General features: G+C 67.8%; 18 protein-coding genes and 1 pseudogene. 12 read left to right on the forward strand and 7 right to left on the reverse strand.

Annotation, left to right across the window (positions count from 1 at the left end; genetic code table 11):
* Positions 1-448 precede the first annotated feature (448 nt).
* Complete coding sequence (locus tag AC1PLS_RS01030; RefSeq protein ID WP_005912167.1) at positions 449-1,060, forward strand: YbhB/YbcL family Raf kinase inhibitor-like protein; 612 nt, start codon at positions 449-451, stop codon at positions 1,058-1,060.
* Positions 1,061-1,167: 107 nt separating this feature from the next.
* Here AC1PLS_RS01030 and AC1PLS_RS01035 read toward each other — a convergent pair whose 3' ends face one another.
* Both AC1PLS_RS01035 and AC1PLS_RS01040 read right to left on the reverse strand, forming a co-directional pair.
* On the reverse strand, positions 1,168-1,980 hold the full coding sequence (locus AC1PLS_RS01035; protein ID WP_104574463.1) for an META domain-containing protein: 813 nt from the start codon (positions 1,978-1,980) through the stop codon (positions 1,168-1,170).
* 136 nt (positions 1,981-2,116) lie between these two features.
* Positions 2,117-2,911 carry an undecaprenyl-diphosphate phosphatase gene (locus AC1PLS_RS01040; RefSeq protein ID WP_016903412.1) on the reverse strand — a complete coding sequence of 265 codons (795 nt, stop codon included), beginning with the start codon at positions 2,909-2,911 and terminating at the stop codon, positions 2,117-2,119.
* Between the two features lie 221 nt (positions 2,912-3,132).
* Here AC1PLS_RS01040 and glnA point away from each other — a divergent pair, with 221 nt between their 5' ends.
* From glnA to AC1PLS_RS01075, 7 genes are all read left to right on the forward strand, one after another.
* Positions 3,133-4,542, forward strand: a complete 1,410-nt coding sequence (gene glnA / locus AC1PLS_RS01045) for a type I glutamate--ammonia ligase (protein ID WP_016903411.1) — start codon at positions 3,133-3,135, stop codon at positions 4,540-4,542.
* Between the two features lie 276 nt (positions 4,543-4,818).
* On the forward strand, positions 4,819-5,157 hold the full coding sequence (locus AC1PLS_RS01050; protein ID WP_002808480.1) for a P-II family nitrogen regulator: 339 nt from the start codon (positions 4,819-4,821) through the stop codon (positions 5,155-5,157).
* Between the two features lie 22 nt (positions 5,158-5,179).
* Entirely contained in the window at positions 5,180-6,622 is a 1,443-nt protein-coding gene (locus AC1PLS_RS01055) for an ammonium transporter (RefSeq protein ID WP_161961129.1), read from the forward strand.
* Between the two features lie 264 nt (positions 6,623-6,886).
* Positions 6,887-7,942, forward strand: a complete 1,056-nt coding sequence (locus AC1PLS_RS01060; protein ID WP_016903409.1) for a two-component system sensor histidine kinase NtrB — start codon at positions 6,887-6,889, stop codon at positions 7,940-7,942.
* Positions 7,935-9,365: a nitrogen regulation protein NR(I) gene (gene ntrC / locus AC1PLS_RS01065; protein ID WP_016903408.1), complete on the forward strand. Its 1,431-nt coding sequence runs from the start codon at positions 7,935-7,937 to the stop codon at positions 9,363-9,365. The genes AC1PLS_RS01060 and ntrC overlap by 8 nt, the downstream gene beginning before the upstream one ends.
* A gap of 404 nt (positions 9,366-9,769) precedes the next feature.
* Entirely contained in the window at positions 9,770-10,369 is a 600-nt protein-coding gene (locus tag AC1PLS_RS01070; RefSeq protein ID WP_481104100.1) for a superoxide dismutase family protein, read from the forward strand.
* 49 nt (positions 10,370-10,418) lie between these two features.
* Positions 10,419-11,066, forward strand: a complete 648-nt coding sequence (locus AC1PLS_RS01075) for a superoxide dismutase family protein (protein WP_024940497.1) — start codon at positions 10,419-10,421, stop codon at positions 11,064-11,066.
* Positions 11,067-11,311: 245 nt separating this feature from the next.
* Here the strand turns inward: AC1PLS_RS01075 and AC1PLS_RS01080 are convergent, their stop codons facing one another.
* Positions 11,312-11,749, reverse strand: a complete 438-nt coding sequence (locus tag AC1PLS_RS01080) for a VOC family protein (RefSeq protein ID WP_102250754.1) — start codon at positions 11,747-11,749, stop codon at positions 11,312-11,314.
* On the reverse strand, positions 11,746-12,630 hold the full coding sequence (locus tag AC1PLS_RS01085) for a hypothetical protein (protein WP_054592039.1): 885 nt from the start codon (positions 12,628-12,630) through the stop codon (positions 11,746-11,748). Before AC1PLS_RS01085 ends, AC1PLS_RS01080 begins: the two co-directional genes overlap by 4 nt.
* A gap of 88 nt (positions 12,631-12,718) precedes the next feature.
* On the opposite strand from AC1PLS_RS01085, the gene AC1PLS_RS01090 reads away from it, so the two are divergent.
* Both AC1PLS_RS01090 and AC1PLS_RS01095 read left to right on the forward strand, forming a co-directional pair.
* On the forward strand, positions 12,719-14,014 hold the full coding sequence (locus tag AC1PLS_RS01090) for an acetyl-CoA C-acetyltransferase (protein WP_104554644.1): 1,296 nt from the start codon (positions 12,719-12,721) through the stop codon (positions 14,012-14,014).
* 123 nt (positions 14,015-14,137) lie between these two features.
* Positions 14,138-14,680, forward strand: a pseudogene (locus tag AC1PLS_RS01095) (hypothetical protein).
* A gap of 184 nt (positions 14,681-14,864) precedes the next feature.
* On the opposite strand, the gene AC1PLS_RS01100 reads toward AC1PLS_RS01095, so the two are convergent.
* The 3 genes from AC1PLS_RS01100 to AC1PLS_RS01110 form a co-directional block, all read right to left on the reverse strand.
* Complete coding sequence (locus tag AC1PLS_RS01100) at positions 14,865-16,130, reverse strand: heme biosynthesis protein HemY (protein WP_104646664.1); 1,266 nt, start codon at positions 16,128-16,130, stop codon at positions 14,865-14,867.
* Positions 16,127-17,104: a uroporphyrinogen-III C-methyltransferase gene (locus AC1PLS_RS01105; RefSeq protein ID WP_039517726.1), complete on the reverse strand. Its 978-nt coding sequence runs from the start codon at positions 17,102-17,104 to the stop codon at positions 16,127-16,129. The genes AC1PLS_RS01100 and AC1PLS_RS01105 overlap by 4 nt, the downstream gene beginning before the upstream one ends.
* Positions 17,105-17,207: 103 nt before the next feature.
* Entirely contained in the window at positions 17,208-17,984 is a 777-nt protein-coding gene (locus AC1PLS_RS01110; RefSeq protein ID WP_481104101.1) for a uroporphyrinogen-III synthase, read from the reverse strand.
* A 212-nt stretch (positions 17,985-18,196) separates the two neighbouring features.
* Here AC1PLS_RS01110 and AC1PLS_RS01115 point away from each other — a divergent pair, with 212 nt between their 5' ends.
* Both AC1PLS_RS01115 and AC1PLS_RS01120 read left to right on the forward strand, forming a co-directional pair.
* Positions 18,197-19,006, forward strand: coding sequence for a glycosyltransferase family 25 protein (locus AC1PLS_RS01115; protein WP_481104102.1), 810 nt, complete (start codon positions 18,197-18,199; stop codon positions 19,004-19,006).
* Positions 19,007-19,144: 138 nt separating this feature from the next.
* The gene (locus AC1PLS_RS01120) at positions 19,145-19,615 is read left to right on the forward strand and encodes a YiiD C-terminal domain-containing protein (RefSeq protein ID WP_024940488.1); all 471 of its coding nucleotides are present in this window, start codon (positions 19,145-19,147) and stop codon (positions 19,613-19,615) included.
* Positions 19,616-19,620 lie beyond the last annotated feature (5 nt).

Genomic DNA, 19,620 nt, shown 5'->3' on the forward strand with positions numbered 1-19,620 from the left:
TACGGGTCGATGCAGATTGGTCAGCAACCGAATGTGGCGCTCATTGCCTGGTAGCCCGGCCGGCGCGGCAGCCACCGGCGGCGCAGCTTGTACTGCCCGGTAGGAGCGGACCCGGCCGCGATGAGGCGTTACCGACGATGCGTCGCTACCGATACCGCCCCGTCGCGGCCAGGTCCGCTCCTACGGATCAATGCAGATTGGCCAGCGCCAAGCACTGACTGAATATGGCGCTCCCTACCAAGCGCACGCGGACGGCGCGGGACGTGGCACGCGCACATCGCAGCGTCCACGCTGCAGACGCACGGTCACGCGGCCACCGCGTTCGCTGGCGTGGTGAACCGGCCGCGATAAACCCGGCCGGGCGCACCAGAGGGTTCCATGGCGGTGACTTCCTCTGCGGCGCGGACCCAGGCACCCTGGTCGGCCTCATTGCCTCGGAGACCCCTGCATGCGCCTGACCAGCAACAGCATCGAAAACGGCAAGCCCATCGCGGTGGAATTTGCCGCCGGAACGCCCGAGGGCTTTGCGCCCAACCGCAACCCGCATCTGGCCTGGAGCGAGGTGCCGCCCGGCACGCGCTCGTTCGCGCTGCTGTGCCTGGACCCGGATGTGCCGACCGTGCCGGAAACCGTGGGCCGCGACGATGTGCAGATTCCGGTCGATCAGCCACGCACCGATTTTGTGCATTGGGCGATGGCCGACATCCCCGCCGACGTGCATGAGATCGCCGCAGGCAGCTGCAGCGACGGTTTCGTGCCCAAGGGCAAGCAGCAGCCGGCCGGCCCCGCCGGTGCGCGCCAGGGCCTGAATTCGTATACCGAATGGTTTGCCGGCAATGCCGACATGGCCGGCAATTATCTGGGCTACGACGGCCCGTACCCGCCGTTCAACGACCTGCGTGTGCACCGCTATTTCTTCCGCGTGTTTGCGCTGGACGTGGCGCAGCTCAGCCTGCCCGAGACCTTCACCGCAGCCGATGTGCTGGCGGCGATCCAGGGCCACGTGCTGGCCGAGGCGGCGTTGCATGGCACCTACACGCTGAATCCGGCGCTGCGCTGACGGCAACGAACGGTCCTGCGCCACCGGTCAGGTCGGCGCGGGGCCGGTTGTGGCCAACGGCGACCTTGGTGCGTGCTGCGTCAATCGCCGATCGCCGCCACACCGGGTCAACCGTTGGCTTCGATCATCTGCTCGAGCACGTACACCGGCGCGCCGTCCGTGCCTGCGGCGGCCGGGTAGCGGGTGACCCGCAGCAGGGTGCGGATGCCGGCCTCGTGCTCGAAGCCTTCGATCTTGCCCTCGAAGACTTGCCAGGTCTGGGTGACCGGCTGCCCTGCCGCATCCTGCTCGCGCAGTTGCAGGCATTGGCGCGCCGGGTCGGACCCGCATGCCACGGTGTCGGCCGCCACTTCGATCAGCAGCGTCTGGCCGGGTCCACCGTAGCGGGTGTCGGCCGTGGCGACACCGCCGAACACCAGCCGGGTGCCGTCGCTGCGGGTCAGGGTCAGCTGTGGCGAGGTCTGCGCGGTGTTCAGCGCCACCGCGAAGCGGCCGGACAGCAACTCGCTGGCAGCGCGCTCCTGGGCCATCCGCCGCGGTTGCGCACACAGGCGTTTGCTCGACACCACCCGGCCGACCTGCAAATGCGCCTGCGCCACGCTGTAATCGGCGCCCAATGCGTTGCAGGTCTGGCTGACCTGGATGCGGTGATCGCTGAAATCCAGCTGCAAGGGCGGTGTGCCGGCGACGAACAGGCTACCCAAGGCGGTGCCGTGCGCATCGCTGGCCTGCTGCAGCTGCCAGTGTTGCGCCCGCAAAGCGGCCTGCAGTGGCGCGTTGTCGGCGGCAATCGAGCTGGTCGCGGCCGGCTCGGCGGCGGCAGCGTCGGCGCTGGATCCGGGCGCCTGCGGCGGCGCGCTCGACCCGCAGGCCGTCACGCCCGCTGCCAGCAGTGCAGGGGCAAACAACACGGCACGCATGCGGCGGCTCCCGGTGATCGATATGTCAGTGATACCGCCACCGCGCGGCCGGGGCAATGACGCAAGTCACTGCCCGGCCATGTGCCTCGCATGCCGCGCCGGCTCAGCTGGCACGACACGCGACCGCGTGGCCGTCTCAGGCCAGCGCCGGCAGCCACAGCAGCAGGGCCGCGCCCAGCACGATGCGGTAGACCGCAAACACCGTGAAGCGGTGCTTCTTGATGTAGCCCAGCAGCCACTTCACCACCACAAAGCCGGTGATGGTCGCCGCCACGAAGGCCACCGCCACATCGGCCCAGTTCTCGCTGCCGAAGCCGCCTTCCTTGTACATCTCCAGCAGGGCATACCCGCTGGCCGCGAACATGGTCGGGATGCCCACCATGAACACGAAATCCGCCGCCGCCGAGCGCTTGCTCAGGCCCAGCAGCATGGCCAGGAAGATCGCCGAGGCCGAGCGCGAGGTGCCGGGGAACACACCGGCCACCACCTGCGCCAGACCGACCGCGATGGCCACTTTCCAGGTCACCACATCGCGCTCGGGCAATTTGCCGGCAAAGTGCTCGGCCACCAGCATCCACAGCCCGCCGATCAGCAACGCCCAGGCCACCGGCTGCACGGTTTCCGGCAGCTGCCAGCCGGCCTTGCGCACGATCAGCCCGACCACTGCGGTAACCAGGAAGGCCACGCCGATCTTGAGCACGTAGTCGCGGTTGTCGCGCTGGCCCAGGCCGGTGGCCAGGGTCCACAGCTTCTGCCGCAGCGCCAGGCAGATCGCCAGGATCGCGCCAGCCTGGATGACGATGTTGAAGAAGTCAGAACGGCGTCCGAGCCATTGTTCGGCGATCAGCAGGTGGCCGGTGCTGGAGATCGGCAGGAATTCGGTGAGGCCTTCGAGAATGCCCAACAGCAGGGCGGAAATCAGATCGGACATCGGACTGGAGAGGGGATGGGGGAGGCGTCAGGATAGTGCATTGCGGCATGCACCATATCGGTGCACCATGCGATTGCTTAGCACCTGAAAGGTGCTAGTTAGACGTGAGCGGCCTCAAGCGATGCAAGCAAAATCAAGGACTTGTGAAGATCCGGCGCTTGGCATGGTCCCTGCTGTAGTTCCGCTCACGAGCCACTTAACTCCTGCAGAGGTTTCTTCCGATGTCCGTGGAAAATGTTGAAAAGCTGATCAAGGACAACAAGGTCGAGTTTGTCGACCTGCGCTTCGTCGATATGCGTGGTGTACAGCAGCACATCACCTTCCCGGCCAACATCATCGAGCCGGCGCTGTTCGAAGAAGGCAAGATGTTCGACGGCAGCTCGATCGCGGGTTGGAAGGGCATCAACGAGTCGGACATGGTCCTGCTCCCGGACGCCGGCACTGCGTATCTGGATCCGTTCTTCGCCGATCCGACCATCGTGCTGACCTGCGACATCCTCGATCCGGCCACCATGCAGAGCTATGAGCGCGACCCGCGCGGCATCGCCAAGCGTGCCGAGGCCTACTTGAAGTCCTCCGGCACCGCCGACCAGGCGTTCTTCGGCCCGGAGCCGGAATTCTTCATCTTCGATTCGGTGCGCTTTGCCAACGACATGGGCCACACCTTCTTCCAGGTCGGCTCGGAAGAGGCTGCCTGGAACACCGGCGCCAAGTACGACGGCGGCAACAGCGGCTACCGTCCGGGCGTGAAGGGCGGCTACTTCCCGGTCCCGCCGACCGACACGCTGCACGACCTGCGCGCGGAAATGATCAAGACGCTGGAACAGGTCGGCATCGAGACCGAGGTGCACCACCACGAAGTGGCCACCGCCGGCCAGTGCGAGATCGGCACCAAGTTCAGCTCGCTGGTGCAGAAGGCCGACGAACTGCTGACGATGAAGTACATCATCAAGAACGTCGCCTACCGCAACGGCAAGACCGCGACCTTCATGCCCAAGCCCATCGTGGGCGACAACGGCTCGGGCATGCACGTGCACCAGTCGCTGACCAAGGGCGGCGTCAACCTGTTCTCCGGTGACGGCTACGGCGGCCTGTCGCAGATGGCGCTGTGGTACATCGGCGGCATCTTCAAGCACGCACGTGCGATCAACGCCTTCTCCAACTCCGGCACCAACAGCTACAAGCGTCTGGTCCCGGGCTTCGAGGCGCCGGTGATGCTGGCCTATTCGGCCCGCAACCGCTCGGCCTCGTGCCGCATTCCGTGGGTCACCAACCCGAAGGCGCGCCGCATCGAGATGCGCTTCCCCGATCCGTTGCAGTCCGGCTACCTGACCTTCACCGCGCTGATGATGGCCGGCCTGGACGGCATCAAGAACCAGATCGACCCGGGCGCGCCGAGCGACAAGGACCTGTACGACCTGCCGCCGGAAGAAGAGAAGCTGATCCCGCAGGTCTGCTCCAGCCTGGATCAGGCGCTGGAAGCGCTGGACAAGGACCGCGAGTTCCTCAAGGCCGGCGGCGTAATGAGCGACGACTTCATCGACGGTTACATCGCGCTGAAGATGCAGGAAGTCACCAAGTTCCGTGCTGCGACCCACCCATTGGAGTACCAGCTGTACTACGGCAACTGAGTTCCACCGCGGTGATGGCGGAGGCCCCCCCTCCCACCTCCGCCATCGCCGCACATGTTTGATCGCTCCACGGCATCGGCCGGGGAGTGAAGGGGCATTGAGAGAGCACACAGTTCGCGACGCGCGGGCCTGACCTCTCCCACGGGGCGGATGCATCTGCATCGGCCGAGGTCTGCGTAATCGCGAACGCGCGGATGCCGGGGTTGGCATCCAGGTGAATGACACCGCCGGGCGGCGCAATGCCGGCCGGTCTTTTCCACCATTCGGGGTATGCGCATGAAATTGATCACCGCCATCATCCGGCCGTTCAAGCTCGACGAGGTCCGCGAGGCCCTGTCCGCAGCAGGCGTGTCGGGCATCACCGTGACCGAGGTCAAGGGTTTCGGACGCCAAAAAGGCCACACCGAGCTGTACCGCGGCGCCGAGTACGTCGTCGATTTCCTGCCCAAGATCAAGATCGAGACGGTGGTGACCGACGACCGGCTGGACGCAGTGGTCGAGGCGATCCAGAACGCCGCCGGCACCGGCAAGATCGGCGACGGCAAGATCTTCGTGACCGCGATCGAGCAAGTCGTGCGCATCCGCACCGGCGAGATCGGCGCCGATGCGCTCTGAGTCCCCCACCCCCGGAGTTCTTATGAAGACAGCCCTTTTTGCCGGGTGGAAAGCCCGGTTCTACAGTGTCTGCATGCTGATGCTGTTCAGCGCGCTGGTGGTGGGCGGCATGGGCAGCGCGCACGCGCAGTCCACCCCGCAGGTCACCCCGCTGCCGACCGAACCGGTCACCACCGAACCGCTGCCGTCGGCGCAGCCGGCCGCCGCACCGGTGGCCGCCGCCGAAGCCGCGCCGGTGGTGGAGAAGGGCGATGTCGCCTGGATGCTGACCTCCACGCTGCTGGTGCTGCTGATGGTGGTGCCGGGCCTGGCGTTGTTCTACGGCGGCATGGTGCGCGCCAAGAACGTGCTGTCGGTGCTGATCCAGGTCGCGGTGGTATTCTCGCTGCTGACCATCCTGTGGGTGGTGTACGGCTACAGCCTGGCGTTCTCCGGCGAAGGCCCGTGGATCGGCAATCTGGACAAGGCGCTGCTCAAGGGCGTGACCATCGAGACGCTGGCAGCCACCTTCACCAAGGGCGTGAGCCTGCCGGAATACGTGTTCGTGGCGTTCCAGGCGACCTTTGCCGGCATCACCGGTGCGCTGATCGTCGGCGCCTTTGCCGAACGCGCCAAGTTCGCCGCGGTGCTGCTGTTCTCGGTGATCTGGTTCACCTTCGGCTACCTGCCGCTGGCGCACATGGTCTGGGCCACCGGCGGATACCTGTTCGGCCTGGGCGCACTGGATTTTGCCGGCGGCACCGTGGTGCACATCAACGCCGGTATCGCCGGCCTGGTCGGCGCCTACTTCGTCGGCAAGCGCGCCGGCCTGGGTCGTGAGGCGATCAAGCCGCACAACGTGACCCTGACCTTCGTCGGTGCCTCGCTGCTGTGGGTGGGCTGGTTCGGCTTCAATGCCGGCTCCAACCTGGAAGCCAATGCCGGTGCGGCCCTGGCCTTCCTCAACACCTTGCTGGCCACCGCGGCCGCCATCCTGGGCTGGTCGCTGACCGAGAAGATCATCAAGGGCAAGTCGTCGGCGCTGGGTGTGGCTTCGGGTATGGTCGCCGGCCTGGTCGGCATCACCCCGGCCTGCGGCACGGTGGGTCCGTTCGGTGCGATCGTCATCGGCCTGGCGGCCGGCGTGCTGTGTGTGTGGGGCGTCACCGGCCTGAAGCGCCTGCTGGGCGCCGACGACAGCCTGGACGTGTTCGGCGTGCATGGCCTGGGCGGCATCATCGGCGCCATCCTGACCGGCGTGTTCTCGGCGGCCTCGCTGGGCGGCCAGAAGGGCGGCGATTACGACATCGTGCATCAGGTCGGCATCCAGGCGCTGGGCGTGGGCATCACCCTGGTGTGGATCGGCGTGGTGTCGGTGGTGGGCTTCCTGGTCGCCAAGCTGGTGTTCGGCCTGCGCGTCACCGAAGAAGCCGAACGCGAGGGCCTGGATATCACCTCGCACGGCGAAGCGGCATACGAGTCCTGAGCATGCACACCCGCGGCCACGCTGCCGCGGGTGGCGCAACGACCCGGCCGGGACAGCCGTGCCGGGTCCGTTTTCCCCGTTGCCCCACTGGGCGCGGACCAACTGCCGAGGTGCTTGCATGACCAGCCCCACGCCTGTGACTGTCGGCGCGGATGTCCGCTGGATCGGTGCGACCTGCTGCCGTCCGGCCCCGATGCCTTGCCTGCATGCTTCGTTTTGCGCGCCATATGCGCAGGCCGATCGTGCTTGCACTAAATTGGTGCAATGCTGATGTCGTCCATCCTCCCGTCGCTGGACAGCCTGGGCACGCCGGTGGCCTGGGCCGACCGCGAGGGCCGCGTGCTGGGCGTCAATCCGGCCTTCGCGCGCTGGCTCGGGGTCAGTGCGCGGCGCCTGGTCGATCAACCGCTGGCCGCGCTGGAAGTGCAGGGCGATGCGCTGGCCCGTTTCCTGCTCAACGACGAGCGCGACGTGCTGCGCCTGCATCGGCTGGCATTGGGCCTGCCCAATGACGCGCCGCGCTTTGCCGAAGGCTGGCTGTCGCGGCTGGACGACGGCGGCTGGCTGCTGGAAACCCATCCGGTCGACGAATTCCCCGCGCTGGATCCCACCCACGCGCTGCCCAATGCCTTGAGCGCCGCGCTCAAGGGCCTGGCGCACGAACTGCGCAATCCGCTGGCCGGGCTCAAGGGCGCGGCGCAGTTGCTGGCGCGGCGCTCGGCCGGGCGCGACGAGGACGAGCGCGAGCTGATCGAGTTGATCGGCACCGAGATCGAACGCCTCAATACCCTGCTCGAACGCCTGCTCTCGCCCACGCCGGCGCGCCCGCACGACCGCCTCAACATCCACGTCGTGCTCGAGCGTGTGCTGCGCCTGGCCGAGGCCGAGGGCGGCTGGTCGGTGCAGGTGCAGCGCGATTACGACCCCAGCATTCCCGACATCCTCGGCGACGGCGACCGCCTGACCCAGGCGGTGTGGAATCTGGTGCGCAATGCGTTCCAGGCCGGCGCCACGCGGGTGACCCTGCGCACCCGCGTCGAGCACGGCCAGCGCATCCGCGACCGCGTGCATGCGATGTCGCTGCGGCTGGAGATCATCGACGACGGCGGCGGCGTGCCGGAGGAACTGGCCGAGCACCTGTTCCTGCCGCTGGTCAGCGGCCGCGCCGAGGGCAGCGGCCTGGGCCTGGCGCTGGCCCAGCAGGTCTCGCGCGAACACCACGGCACGCTGACCTACCGCTCGCGGCCGGGACATACCGTTTTCACCCTGCTGTTGCCCGAGCTGGCCGGCGATCACGACAAGGAGCATCTGCATGGCTGAGGCCGCCGCCGCATCCCACCACATCTGGGTGGTCGACGACGACCGTTCGGTCCGCTTCGTGCTGTCCACCGCCTTGCGCGATGCCGGCTACGCCGTGGATGGCTTCGAGAGCGCCGCCGCCGCACTGCAGGCGCTGGCCATGCGGCCCACCCCGGATCTGCTGTTCACCGACGTGCGCATGCCCGGCGAAGACGGCCTGAGCCTGCTCGACAAGCTCAAGTCCAGGCACCCGCAACTGCCGGTGATCGTGATGTCGGCCTACACCGATGTGGCCAGTACCGCCGGCGCCTTCCGCGGCGGCGCGCACGAGTTCCTGTCCAAGCCCTTCGATCTGGACGATGCGGTGGCCTTGGCCGCACGCGCGCTGCCGGATGCCGATGCCGGTGTCGAGGAGATCATCGGGACACCGTTGGCAGAAGGCTCGGCCTCGCTGATCGGCGACACCCCGGCGATGCAGGCGCTGTTCCGCGCGATCGGCCGGCTGGCGCAGGCACCGCTGTCGGTGCTGATCAACGGCGAGACCGGTACCGGCAAGGAACTGGTGGCGCGCGCGCTGCATAACGAATCGCCGCGCGCGCGCAAGCCCTTCGTCGCACTCAACACCGCCGCCATTCCCGCGGAACTGCTGGAAAGCGAATTGTTCGGCCACGAAACCGGCGCCTTCACCGGCGCCACCAAACGCCACATCGGCCGCTTCGAACAGGCCGACGGCGGTACGCTGTTCCTGGACGAAATCGGCGACATGCCGCTGCCGCTGCAGACCCGTTTGCTGCGCGTGCTGGCCGAGAACGAATTCTTCCGCGTCGGCGGGCGCGAGTTGATCCGCGTCGATGTGCGCGTGATCGCCGCCACCCACCAGGACCTGGAGGCGCTGGTCGAACAAGGCCGCTTCCGTGCCGACCTGTTGCATCGCCTGGACGTGGTACGCCTGCAATTGCCGCCGCTGCGCGAGCGCCGCGGCGATATCGCGCAGCTGGCCGAGAATTTCCTGGCCATGGCCGGGCGCAAGCTCGACATGCTGCCCAAGCGGCTGTCCTCGGCCGCGCTGGAACAACTCCGCCAATACGATTGGCCCGGCAACGTGCGCGAGCTGGAAAACGTCTGCTGGCGTCTGGCCGCCCTGGCCACTGCCGACATCATCGACGTGGTGGACGTGGAATCGGCACTGGCGCGCGGCGGCCGCCGCCAGCGTGCCGGCCGCGGCGACGGGCAATGGGACGAGATGCTCTCCAGCTGGGCTGCGCAACGCCTGAGCGAAGGCGCCCAGGGCCTGCATGCCGAAGCCCGCGAACGCCTGGACAAGACCCTGCTCGAAGCCGCCCTGCAACTCACCCAGGGCCGCCGTGCCGAAGCCGCCGCCCGATTGGGTCTGGGCCGCAACACCGTCACCCGCAAACTCGGCCCGGGCCGCAAACGTCGCTGATCTGGCGCTAAAGCCCCTCTCCCATGGGAGAGGGGGTGGGGTGAGGGTCGCTGTGCCGATGGAAGCGCTACTGCACGCGCATCTATCCCAACGATGCCTCGATCGAGCTGAGGCTGCCGACACTACCCGCGGCAAGCGTTGATCAGTGACGCGCCGCCGCGTCCCTGTGCCATCGATACGTCACTGCGGCCTTTCATCTTCCGACGCCATCGTCCAAGCAGCTCAAGACACGTGTACTCGGCGCCCCGCACACCATCCCAACAACCCGCATCCCATCGACCCGCACCTCCAACAGCCCGACCATCCACACCAACCCCGTAAACTCCTGTGCTGCCAGCGACGCATTTCATGACATGTGAACATGCGCCCGCATAGGTTTTCAGCCTGATCAGGAGAACAGCTCGATGCGTTACCGGTCGTCCACGATCGTTGCCCTCACCGCGCTGGCGCTTGCCGCCTGCAGCAGCACGCCACCGCCTCCGCCACCACCGCCCCCGGCGGCGCGTGTGGTGCCCGTGCGTCCGGTCCAGCAGGCCGAAGCGGCGCTGGCATCGGCATCGGGCAGCCTGGTCAGCGGTCGGGTGGTGCTGGTCCCTGCGCTGCAAGCCATCCGTATCACCGGCACGGTCGGTGGTCTGCGCCCGGGCGGCGTGGCCGGTTTCCATGTGCACGAACGCGGCGATTGCAGCGCCGCCGACGCCAGCAGTGCCGGTGCGCATTTCAATCCGACCGGTGCGGCGCACGGACGTGCCGGCAACACTCCCCACCACGCCGGCGACATGGACAATCTGCGTGCCGATGCCGAAGGTGTCGCGCATCTGGACATGATCGTTGCCGGCATCACCCTGGGCGATGCCGCGCCCACCGACGTGGTCGGCAAGTCGCTGGTGGTGCATGCCGATGCCGACGACTATCGCAGCCAACCCAGCGGCAATGCCGGCGCACGTCTGGCCTGCGGCGTCATCCGCGTCACCCAGTGGCGCACACCCCCTTCGCAGCCCTGAGTCGGGGCACCCCTGGCTGCAGCTGCGGCCTTTCTACAGGAGTTTTCTCATGCGCATTCTTCCAACGACGTTGTTCCTGGCCACCGCGCTGGTGCTGACCGCGTGCAAGCGCGACGAACCCGCTCCGGCCGATCCTGCACCCGCACCGCAGGCCGGCGCAGCGGCCGAAGCGGCGCATGGCGGTGAGCACGCCGCGTCCATGGTCACCGAAGCGGCGGCCACCACCACCGCCACCGCCGAACTCAAGCCGACCAAGGGTAGTGACGTCAAAGGCACGGTGAGCTTCAAGATCGTCGACGGCGCGCTGCGCGTCACCGGCCAGCTCAGTGGCCTCAAGCCCGACAGCGAACACGGCTTCCATATCCACGAAAAGGGCGATTGCAGCGCACCGGACGGCAGCAGCGCCGGCGGCCACTTCAACCCGGCCCAGTCCGATCACGGCGCCGTCAGTGCCGATCCGCACCACGGCGGCGACATGCCCAACATCAAGGCCGATGCGCAGGGCAATGCCAGCATCGATGGCCCGGTGTCGAGCAACGTCAATCTGGGCAAGGCCGACCAGTTCGATATCGCCGGCCACGCGGTGATCGTGCATGCCGATGCGGACGACTACAAAACCCAGCCCACCGGCAACGCCGGCGGCCGTCTGGCCTGCGGTGTGATCACCACCGACAACGCCCCAGCTGCAGCCAAGTAAGCAAGACAAGCCAGCAGTCAGGCAAAACGCTGCGGTGATCGATTACCGCGGCGTTGTGGTTTTTGGACTGCGGTGGGAGAGCGATACGGTCATGCATGGCGCGGGCGCGCAGCGCATCTGGTACGCCGCATGTCGCACGCTGCATGTTTCCTGTCGGTACGCATTGATGTCGATACACCTCACACCGGGCGCACCGCACAGGCGACCACGTCGTTCGCTTGCGCAAGCCCCGCGTCATCAACGACTCAATAATTCGGCCACAGCCCCGGCGTCGCCAGCTCCAGCAGATGCGCATCCGGATCGCGGAAGTAGAGGCTGTGCCCACCGCCCGGCCACTGCGTGCGGCCCTCGATGGGCACGTCGCAGGCCTGCAGATGTGCCTCCCATCCAGCCAGCGCATCGGTGGCGATGGCGAATGCGAAATGCGCGCGCCCGCTGCCATCGTGCGGCGGAATCGTGCCGCCCGGCAGCGTGACCGTGGCGGCGGTGCTGCCCTGCAGGAACAGCAGCAACACCTGCCCGGGTGCGATTGCGTACGCGGCCATGCGCGTGTCGCGATACATAGCTGCCAGTCCCAGTACGCGGGCATAGAACGCGCATGCGCGCTCCAGGTCGGCCACATACACGCCGGTTTCCAGTACGCCCTGCAACGCCGGCGCTGTGGAAGCCGGCGTCTGGCTCACGCGGCCAATGCCTGGCGCGGATCCTGGCCCGGTTCCACATGCACATACAGTACCGGCAGGCCATGCGCTTCCAGCACTGCGGCCATCTGTCGCTGACGCGAGAGGAATTGTTCGTAGACGCCGCGCAGGCGTTCGCAATTCTCGCGGTCGTGCGCGTAGTAATCGCACCAGCCGGCCGGGTCGAACAGCGCAATGCGCACTTCGCCCTCGACATAGCGCAGCACCGGCTCGGGCGGCTGTTCCAGCCACTCTTCGGTATGCGGCGCCAGCAGGGCGGCTTCGATCAGCGGCCACAACGGGGCCAGGCCCTGGTTGTCGTACTGCATCGAAATCATCGCCGCCAGATCGTTCGCGGTGAGATACCGCGCGTGTTCGATGCGTGCGCCGAAGCTTTCCTGCGCCAGCAGCGCGGTATCGGCCTGCGCCATGCCCTGGGCCAGCAGCACTTCTTCCATCGCATCGGCCACCGTCGCCACAATCTGCGGATCGCCGGACAGCAGGAACGGCAGCACGCGCAGGCCGCCGCCGGTCAGCTGTGCGTCGGCCTGGAAGGGCAGGGGGATCTCGCCCTGCGCATCGGCGCCGAACGCCAGCACGCGCGGGCCCTGATCGCGCCCGGGCGCGCGCGCATGCAGCTCGTCCAGCCGGCGATGCAACGGCCAGCCCGGCCGCAGCACTTCGGCCGGGTCGAAGTGCGCCATTGCCACGCTGAGCTCGAGCTCGCGGACTTCGGGGATCCACTGCGCCAGGTCGCGGCCGATGCGTTCGGCCAGCATGCCAGCCTGCTCGGGCGCCAGGGCGCCGCGCTCGGGGGCGGTGCCGCCCGTCAATTCCAGCGCCATCACACCCATGGCGGTCACGCCGTGTTCGGTCTTGCTCATGATTCGCGGTTGGCCCATCACGGGGTCGAAGCTACACTGCGGCCATTATGCCTGCCGGCCCTGTGCAGGCCATGTCCCCGAGTCCTCCATGCCAGGTCAACCGATGCCCGCAGCCCGTCCCGTCGCCATTCTGGGCGGCGTTCGTATCCCGTTCTGTCGTCAGAACACCGCTTACGCGGACGTGGGCAACCTGGGCATGTCGGTGCGCACGCTGGGCGCGCTGGTCGAGCGCTTCGGGCTGCACGGGCAGCAACTGGGCGAAGTGGCGATGGGGGCGGTGATCAAGCATTCCTCGGACTGGAACCTGGCCCGCGAGGCGGCGCTGTCGTCCGGGTTGTCGCCGCTGACGCCGGGCATCACCCTGCAACGCGCCTGCGGCACCAGCCTGGATTCGGTGATCACCATCGCCAACAAGATCGCGCTGGGCCAGATCGATTCAGGCATCGGCGGCGGCTCGGACACCACCTCCGAAGTGCCGATCGTCTACGGCAAGAAGCTGCGCGCGCGGCTGATGGCCGCCAACCGCGCCAAGGCCACCGGCGACAAGCTCAAGGCGCTGCTGCGCGGCTTCAAGCTGAGCGAGCTCAAGCCCGAATTCCCCGGCGTGGCCGAGCCGCGCACCGGCAAGAGCATGGGCGACCACTGCGAGGACATGGCCAAGGAATGGAACATCTCGCGCGACTCGCAGGACGAATGGGCGGTGTCCTCGCACCACAAGCTGGCTGCCGCCTATGAGCGCGGCTTCTTCGACAGCCTGATCGCGCCGTTCCGCGGCGTCTCGCGCGACAACATCCTGCGCGCCGACACTTCGCTGGAAAAGCTGGCCACGCTGCGTCCGGCCTTCGACAAGACCTCCGGCCGCGGCACGTTGACCGCGGCCAATTCCACCCCGCTCACCGATGGTGCGGCCGCGGTGCTGCTGTCCAGCGAAGCCTGGGCGCTGGCGCATGGCCACACCCCGATGGCCTATCTGCGCGATGCGCAGGTGGCGGCGGTGGATTTCGTGCATGGCGAAGGCCTGTTGATGGCGCCGACCATTGCGGTGCCGCAGATGCTGGCGCGTCAGGGACTGACCCTGCAGGACTTCGACATCTACGAAATCCACGAGGCCTTTGCCGCGCAGGTGCTGTGCACGCTGCGCGCCTGGGAAAGCGAGGATTACTGCCGCAATCGCCTGGGGCTGGAAGCGCCGCTCGGCCGTATCGACCCGGACAAGATCAACCCGCTGGGTTCGTCGCTGGCCACCGGCCACCCCTTCGCCGCCACCGGCGCGCGCGTGGTGGCCACGGCCGCCAAGCAACTGGAAGAACGCGGCGGCGGCCGTGCGTTGATTTCGATCTGCACCGCCGGCGGCATGGGCGTGGTGGCCATCGTCGAGCGCTGACGCTGCTGCGCAGCGTGGGATTGGGCATTCGGGATTGGGGATTCGCAAAAGCAGAGGCGGACACCTGATTTTTACGAATCCCCAATTCCCAATCCCGAATCCCCAACCTGCAAGGACGCATGGATGTCGAACGTTGATTCACACCAGCCCCCTACGCTTTATCTGCCCCCGACGCACGGCGCCGTGTGGCGCGAGGGCGATGTACTGGTGTGCACGCCGGGCGCCGATCTGCCGCCGCGTTGCGTCAAGTGCAATGCGCCGGCGGACATCTCGCCGCGCCGCTACATCTTCCATTGGCATCACCCGGCGATCTATCTGACCCTATTGATGGGGGTGCTGCCGTATCTGATCCTGGCCATCGTGCTGCGCAAGCGCAGTGCGCACGTGCTGAGCCTGTGCGCGTGACATGAGCGCCGCCGCGTGCGGTGTGTCGCCATCGCGATGGCGTCGATCGTGCCGCTGCTGGTCGGCGTGCTGTGGATCGGTGGCGCAACCGGCTGGCTGACCGGTGCCGGTGTGATGGCGGCGATGCTGTTGATCGGCAGACGCGGTTCGCGCGTGTTGTCGGCGCAATCGGTCGATCACGAGCAGGCACGTTATTTCGGTGCCTGTGACGCGTTTTTGCGCGCATTGCCAGCGCCGCCCCGGGAATCGCGCGATGGGTGATCTGCGCCGCTATGTTTGCAGATAGCTTTGTAACGTCAATGCGTTGCCATCCCCGCGGACGTGAGGACGGGCCGGCAAACGTTGCCGGCGGCGCTTCTGCCCTGATCTAGAAAACCAAAAGCCCCGGACATGCCGGGGCTGATGGTGAGTCCACGCATCGCCGCAACGGCGATCAGACCTCAGGTCAAAGCACGCGATCGTCCGGTGCGAGCGGATCGGCCGGCGGCGTGGCATACGCCGAGATGATCGGCCCGTGCAGCGACTGCTGCGGCAAGCCCTCGTGCACCGGCTCGCCGCGTGCGGCGCGCAGGGCGTTGGCGTAGCAATGCTGTGCAGACAGCAGATCCCCCGCGGCGGCAAAGCCGTGGCCGAGTTCTTCCCAGGCCTCGCTGCCCGCGCCATTGGCCACCGCGCGATGCAGGAACTCTTCGGCCTGCGACCACTGCTGCTGGTGACGGGCCAGGCGCGCCAGGGTCAGCAACAGGCCCGGGCTGTCCGGGTACTGGGCCAGCCAACGCTGCGCACTGGCGCGGCGCGAATCGTATTTTTCCAACGGCAGCACGCCGTACAGGCGCACCAGCGATTCGTCCCACTGCGTGTCCAGCGCCTGCTCCAGGCTGTGCACTGCCGCGTCGTCCCAATGCAGCGCCGCGGCGCGCTGTGCATAGGCGCCTACCACCGCAGGATAGGTGCGCAGCGGCTTGGGCAGCGCTTCCCAGCGTTCGGCCAGGGCATTGGCATCGCCGGCCTGCAACAGCGTCTGCTCGGCCAGCGTCGCTTCCAGGGCGCTGTAGGCCTCCGGTGCCAGTACCGCCTGCTGACGCAATGCGCCCAGCTGGCCGTAAGCCTCGTCGGCGCGGCCGATCTGCGCCAGGGCGTGCGTGCGCAGCAGCAGGCCGCGCGCCGGCAGCGGCTGGGCGTTGGCATGATCGAGCGCATTGATGGCCTCGACCGGGCGTTGCCGCGCCAGATGCCGCTCGCCCTGCAGCAACGCATGCGCGGTGGGGTCGCGCTCTGCCAATTGCTGGGCCAGCGCGTTCGCCGCCACTTCGTCGCCGCGTGCATCGGCGACCCGCACTGCGCTGGCCAGGGCGATGCCGCTGACCTCCGCATCCTCGCTGGCGTTGACCAACAGGCGCTCGGCACGCTGCCACTGGCCGTGATCGGCTGCGCGCAGGCCTTCGATCAGGCGGGCGCGGCCCTTCCTGCGACGGTACTTGCCCCAGACCCGGAACGGCAGGCTGACCAGCGTCCACACCAGCCACAGCACCAGCAGCGCGATGACCAGGATCAGCAGCGCCTGCGGCATGGCGGCGCGGTAGTCGTTGCCGCCGACGCTGACCACCACATTGCCCAGGTCGTAACTGGTCTGATGCGACAGCCATTGCGCACCGAGCACGCCCAGCGCCACGGCAACCAACAGGATCAAGACGGTACGCAACACTTTCATTGGGTGGATCTCCCTTCACGCATGGCCTGCAGTTGCAGCAGGGTGGTGCCCAGTTCCGGCAGGCGCGGACGCAGTGGCGCTTGTTGCAGCGTGCGCAGGCGGGTACGTGCCTGGCGACGTTGTGGCGAATCCGGCCATAGCCGGGTGGTCCAGGTGTCCACCCGGCGCAGCGATTGCGCAAAGCCGGCGGCATCGCCGCGCTCGGCCGCAGCGCGGGCCAGGCTGACCTCGATCTGCAAGGCGTCACGCGCGGCGTGGCGGTTGCCGCCGGTCAGTAGCGCATCGCCACGGCTGGGACGGATGTCCACCAGCGGTGTGAGTGCTTTCTGCCACCACGGCTGCGCTGCTTCGCTTTCTTGAGCGGTCTGTTCGGGCAGGCGCAGCAGATCGCCGGCCAACTGATCCAGGGTGTGGCCGGCCTGCGCCTGCGGACCGGCGCCCAGGCGATCCAGTGCGTCGCGTTCCTGTACCAGCGCTTGGCGCAGGTTGAGATAGCCGGGATCGTCTATGCCATTGAGCGCGGCATTGGCCAGTGCGTAGGCGCGGCGCGCACCGTCGGCGTCGCCGGCGATGCTCAGCCGCTGCTGGCCCAGCCGCAGCAGCAGTTCCACTTCATCCAGCCGCAGCGCCTGTGCACCGTGGCGGTTGGGATCGGCAAGCTTTTGCACGGTTTCTTCGAGCAAGGCGCTGCGTTGGCTCAGGCCGAGCATCTCGTCGCGCAGCACGCGGTTGGTGGCTGCCGCATCCGCCAGGCGTTCGTTGGCCAAGCGTTGGTCGCGGCGCAAGGTCTCCAGCATCTGCTGCGTGCCATCCCAGCGCTGCTGCTGCGCTTCGGCGGCCTGCAGTTGCGCACTTTGATAGCCCTGCCATGCGCGCCAACCGAAGAACAGCGCCACGCCCACGGCGGCCAGCGCGACGACGAGCAGCAGCCATGCCAAGGGAAAGCGTCGCGTGGAAGCGGGCATTTCGGTCATTCGTCCATCCTCGCGCGGTCACGACGGGTGCAGGTGCCGCAGTCATCTGCCACAGCATGGCGTGCAGCGGCAGACAGCCGCAAGCCGTGCTTGAGTTCGAAGTTCAGCAAGGTCGCGATGGTGTCACGATCGCGGCGGCGGCAGCGGCCAATTGCTCGGGCAAGGGACCTGCGGCGCGCAGCACCTGCTGGAAGCCGGCGGCGTGTGCGGCTTGCAGCATGCGCTCGCTGGAGGCCACCAGCGGGCGTTGCCGTAAGGCGTCGATCAGCGGTCCAGGCAGTTGCTGCAGCACCAGCGTCAGCGCTTCGGCGCTGCTCAGCGCCAGCACGCTAGCGGGCAGCGCGTCCGCCAGGGCACGCACTGCCGATGCGCGCAGGCGCAACGGCACGCGCTGATAGACATCGGCGCGCAGGATGCGGGCGCCCCGCTGCTCCAGCGACGGCGCCAGCATGCCGCGCCCGCCCGGGGCGGTGATCAGCCCAACGGCCTGCAGCGATTGCCGGAACAGCGGCAATGCGAGCAGGCCCTCGCTGTCCATGCGCGCCGGGCGTATCACCGTGTCGATGCCGCAGGACTGCAGCGCACGCGCGGTGCCGTCTCCCACGCTCACCCACTGCGCCTGCGCCGGCCGCTGCAGCGGCGCCAGGCGATGTGCCGCGTGCACTGCGGCCGGGCTGGTGAACACCGCGATCGGCGCGTGCAAGGCCTGCCGCAATGCAGCCCGTGCCTGCGGGGTGTCGTTGGTCTGCAGCCGCCATGGCGACAGCGCCAGCAGCCGTCCGCCGTGCCGCGCGGCGGCCCGCCGCAGCGGCGCGTGTTCACCGCTGGGCCGCAGCGAAATCAGGGTCCAGGCGTTGGCAGCTGGGGCGGGAGGTGTCATCCAGTGATTATGCGAGAGCCGTGCGTTATCGGGGGCGGGTGTCGCGCGCTGCGATAGCGCTGGCGGCGATTCGATCCTCGCGCGCTGTCTGGCCTTTGCGTGCCTGCTCGACGCGATGCCTGCGTTTCTGCGGCCAGAACCTCGTCTCCGGGTCTGTGCCGATGACCGCTACCGCCCACGATCCGCCACGACGATCGAGCTGGAGTGGCGCCGTGATCAAGTCCTACCTCATCAACATGCAGCGCAGCGGCGAGCGCCTGCAGGCGATGTCGACGCGGTTCCAGGCACTGGGCCTGCCGTTCGAGCGGATTCCCGCGGTCGATGGCGCCACCCTGACGCCTGCGCAGATTGCCGACTTCGCACGCGAGCGGCCGCTGGAAGGCTCCGGGGATGCCTTCAGCACCGGCCCGCGCAAGTGGACCGCCTCCAACATCGGGTGCTTCCTGAGCCATCAGGCCGCGTGGCGCGTCGCAGCCGACTCCGACGACGCCTACACCGCCATCTTCGAAGACGACATGCATCTGTCCGACGCGCTGCCGGCGCTGCTGCGCAGCAGCGAGTGGCTGCCGGGCGGCAACAGCATCGTGCGGCTGGAGCCGTCCTACAACCGCATCAAACTCGATGCCAAGGTCGCCGAGGTCGGGGGCCGGCAGCTGCGCCTGGTGCATCCCTCGACCCACCAACACTGCTGGCCGGTCTGCGCCGGTGCGCTGATCCTCAGCCGCGATGCGGCGCGCCTGCTGCTCGCAGCCGACGCGCGCTGGCACACCATGGCTGACATTTTCCTGTTCGGCTGGAACGAATCGCCGGTCGCACAGCAACTGTCCACCTATCAGCTGGCGCCGGCGGCCTGCATCCAGGACAAGTTCTTCCACGCCGCTCCGGAGCAGATCGTGTTCACCAGCACCATCGATGCGCCGTTGACGCACGTGCAGAGGCAGCGCAGCGCGCATTGGAAGGCCAAGGCCACCGCGTTGCTGCGGGTGGCGCAGGGTTATCGCAAGGTCGTGTTCGCGCCCTGAGCCGGGCGAGACCCAGGCGTGCGACGACGCGATGCCGTACGCGTTCACCATGCGGTACCGCATGTCATCCCAGTGCACAAGACGCTCGCGGAACATTGCGGCATGATGCCGCCCTTCGCCGTCTTCCAGCCTTCGCCGATGACTCCTTCGTGCACGCTCGCATCCGCCCTGCAGTCGCTGCAGCAACAGTTCGTCGCCATGCCGCCGGTCCTGTCGATGGGCATTGCCGTCGACGGCTTGCATGACGGCGCCTTGCGCTTGCGTGCGCCGCTGCAGGCCAACGTCAACGACAAGGCCAACGCGTTCGGCGGCAGCCTGGCCTCGTTGATGACGCTGGCCAGCTGGGGCTGGCTGACGCTGCAACTGCAACTGGCCGGGCACAGCGCCGATGTCTACGTGGCCGACAGCCAGCTGCGCTACGTCGCCCCGGTCTATGAAGACCTGGTGGCCAATGCCGAGCCGTCCGAACTCGGCAGCTGGGAGGCGTTCCTGGCGACCTTCCGGCAGCGCGGCAAGGCGCGCATCGGCATGCGTGCGCAGATCGCGCTGGGGTCCGGTGCGGCGGCGGCCACCCTGAGCGGGCGCTTCGTGGCGTTTCCAAAACGGTAGGATGC

Source organism: Xanthomonas sp. NCPPB 3218, assembly GCF_056725185.1.

Bases quoted from the DNA above. Each gene is read 5' to 3' on its own strand.
- AC1PLS_RS01110 (WP_481104101.1), bottom strand. From the start codon at position 17,984: ATGACACCTCCCGCCCCAGCTGCCAACGCCTGGACCCTGATTTCGCTG.
- AC1PLS_RS01075 (WP_024940497.1), top strand. From the start codon at position 10,419: ATGCGCATTCTTCCAACGACGTTGTTCCTGGCCACCGCGCTGGTGCTG.
- AC1PLS_RS01105 (WP_039517726.1), bottom strand. From the start codon at position 17,104: ATGACCGAAATGCCCGCTTCCACGCGACGCTTTCCCTTGGCATGGCTG.
- AC1PLS_RS01070 (WP_481104100.1), top strand. From the start codon at position 9,770: ATGCGTTACCGGTCGTCCACGATCGTTGCCCTCACCGCGCTGGCGCTT.
- AC1PLS_RS01060 (WP_016903409.1), top strand. From the start codon at position 6,887: ATGCTGATGTCGTCCATCCTCCCGTCGCTGGACAGCCTGGGCACGCCG.
- AC1PLS_RS01040 (WP_016903412.1), bottom strand. From the start codon at position 2,911: ATGTCCGATCTGATTTCCGCCCTGCTGTTGGGCATTCTCGAAGGCCTC.
- AC1PLS_RS01090 (WP_104554644.1), top strand. From the start codon at position 12,719: ATGCCAGGTCAACCGATGCCCGCAGCCCGTCCCGTCGCCATTCTGGGC.
- AC1PLS_RS01100 (WP_104646664.1), bottom strand. From the start codon at position 16,130: ATGAAAGTGTTGCGTACCGTCTTGATCCTGTTGGTTGCCGTGGCGCTG.
- ntrC (WP_016903408.1), top strand. From the start codon at position 7,935: ATGGCTGAGGCCGCCGCCGCATCCCACCACATCTGGGTGGTCGACGAC.
- AC1PLS_RS01035 (WP_104574463.1), bottom strand. From the start codon at position 1,980: ATGCGTGCCGTGTTGTTTGCCCCTGCACTGCTGGCAGCGGGCGTGACG.
- AC1PLS_RS01050 (WP_002808480.1), top strand. From the start codon at position 4,819: ATGAAATTGATCACCGCCATCATCCGGCCGTTCAAGCTCGACGAGGTC.
- AC1PLS_RS01085 (WP_054592039.1), bottom strand. From the start codon at position 12,630: ATGAGCAAGACCGAACACGGCGTGACCGCCATGGGTGTGATGGCGCTG.
- glnA (WP_016903411.1), top strand. From the start codon at position 3,133: ATGTCCGTGGAAAATGTTGAAAAGCTGATCAAGGACAACAAGGTCGAG.
- AC1PLS_RS01030 (WP_005912167.1), top strand. From the start codon at position 449: ATGCGCCTGACCAGCAACAGCATCGAAAACGGCAAGCCCATCGCGGTG.
- AC1PLS_RS01055 (WP_161961129.1), top strand. From the start codon at position 5,180: ATGAAGACAGCCCTTTTTGCCGGGTGGAAAGCCCGGTTCTACAGTGTC.
- AC1PLS_RS01120 (WP_024940488.1), top strand. From the start codon at position 19,145: ATGACTCCTTCGTGCACGCTCGCATCCGCCCTGCAGTCGCTGCAGCAA.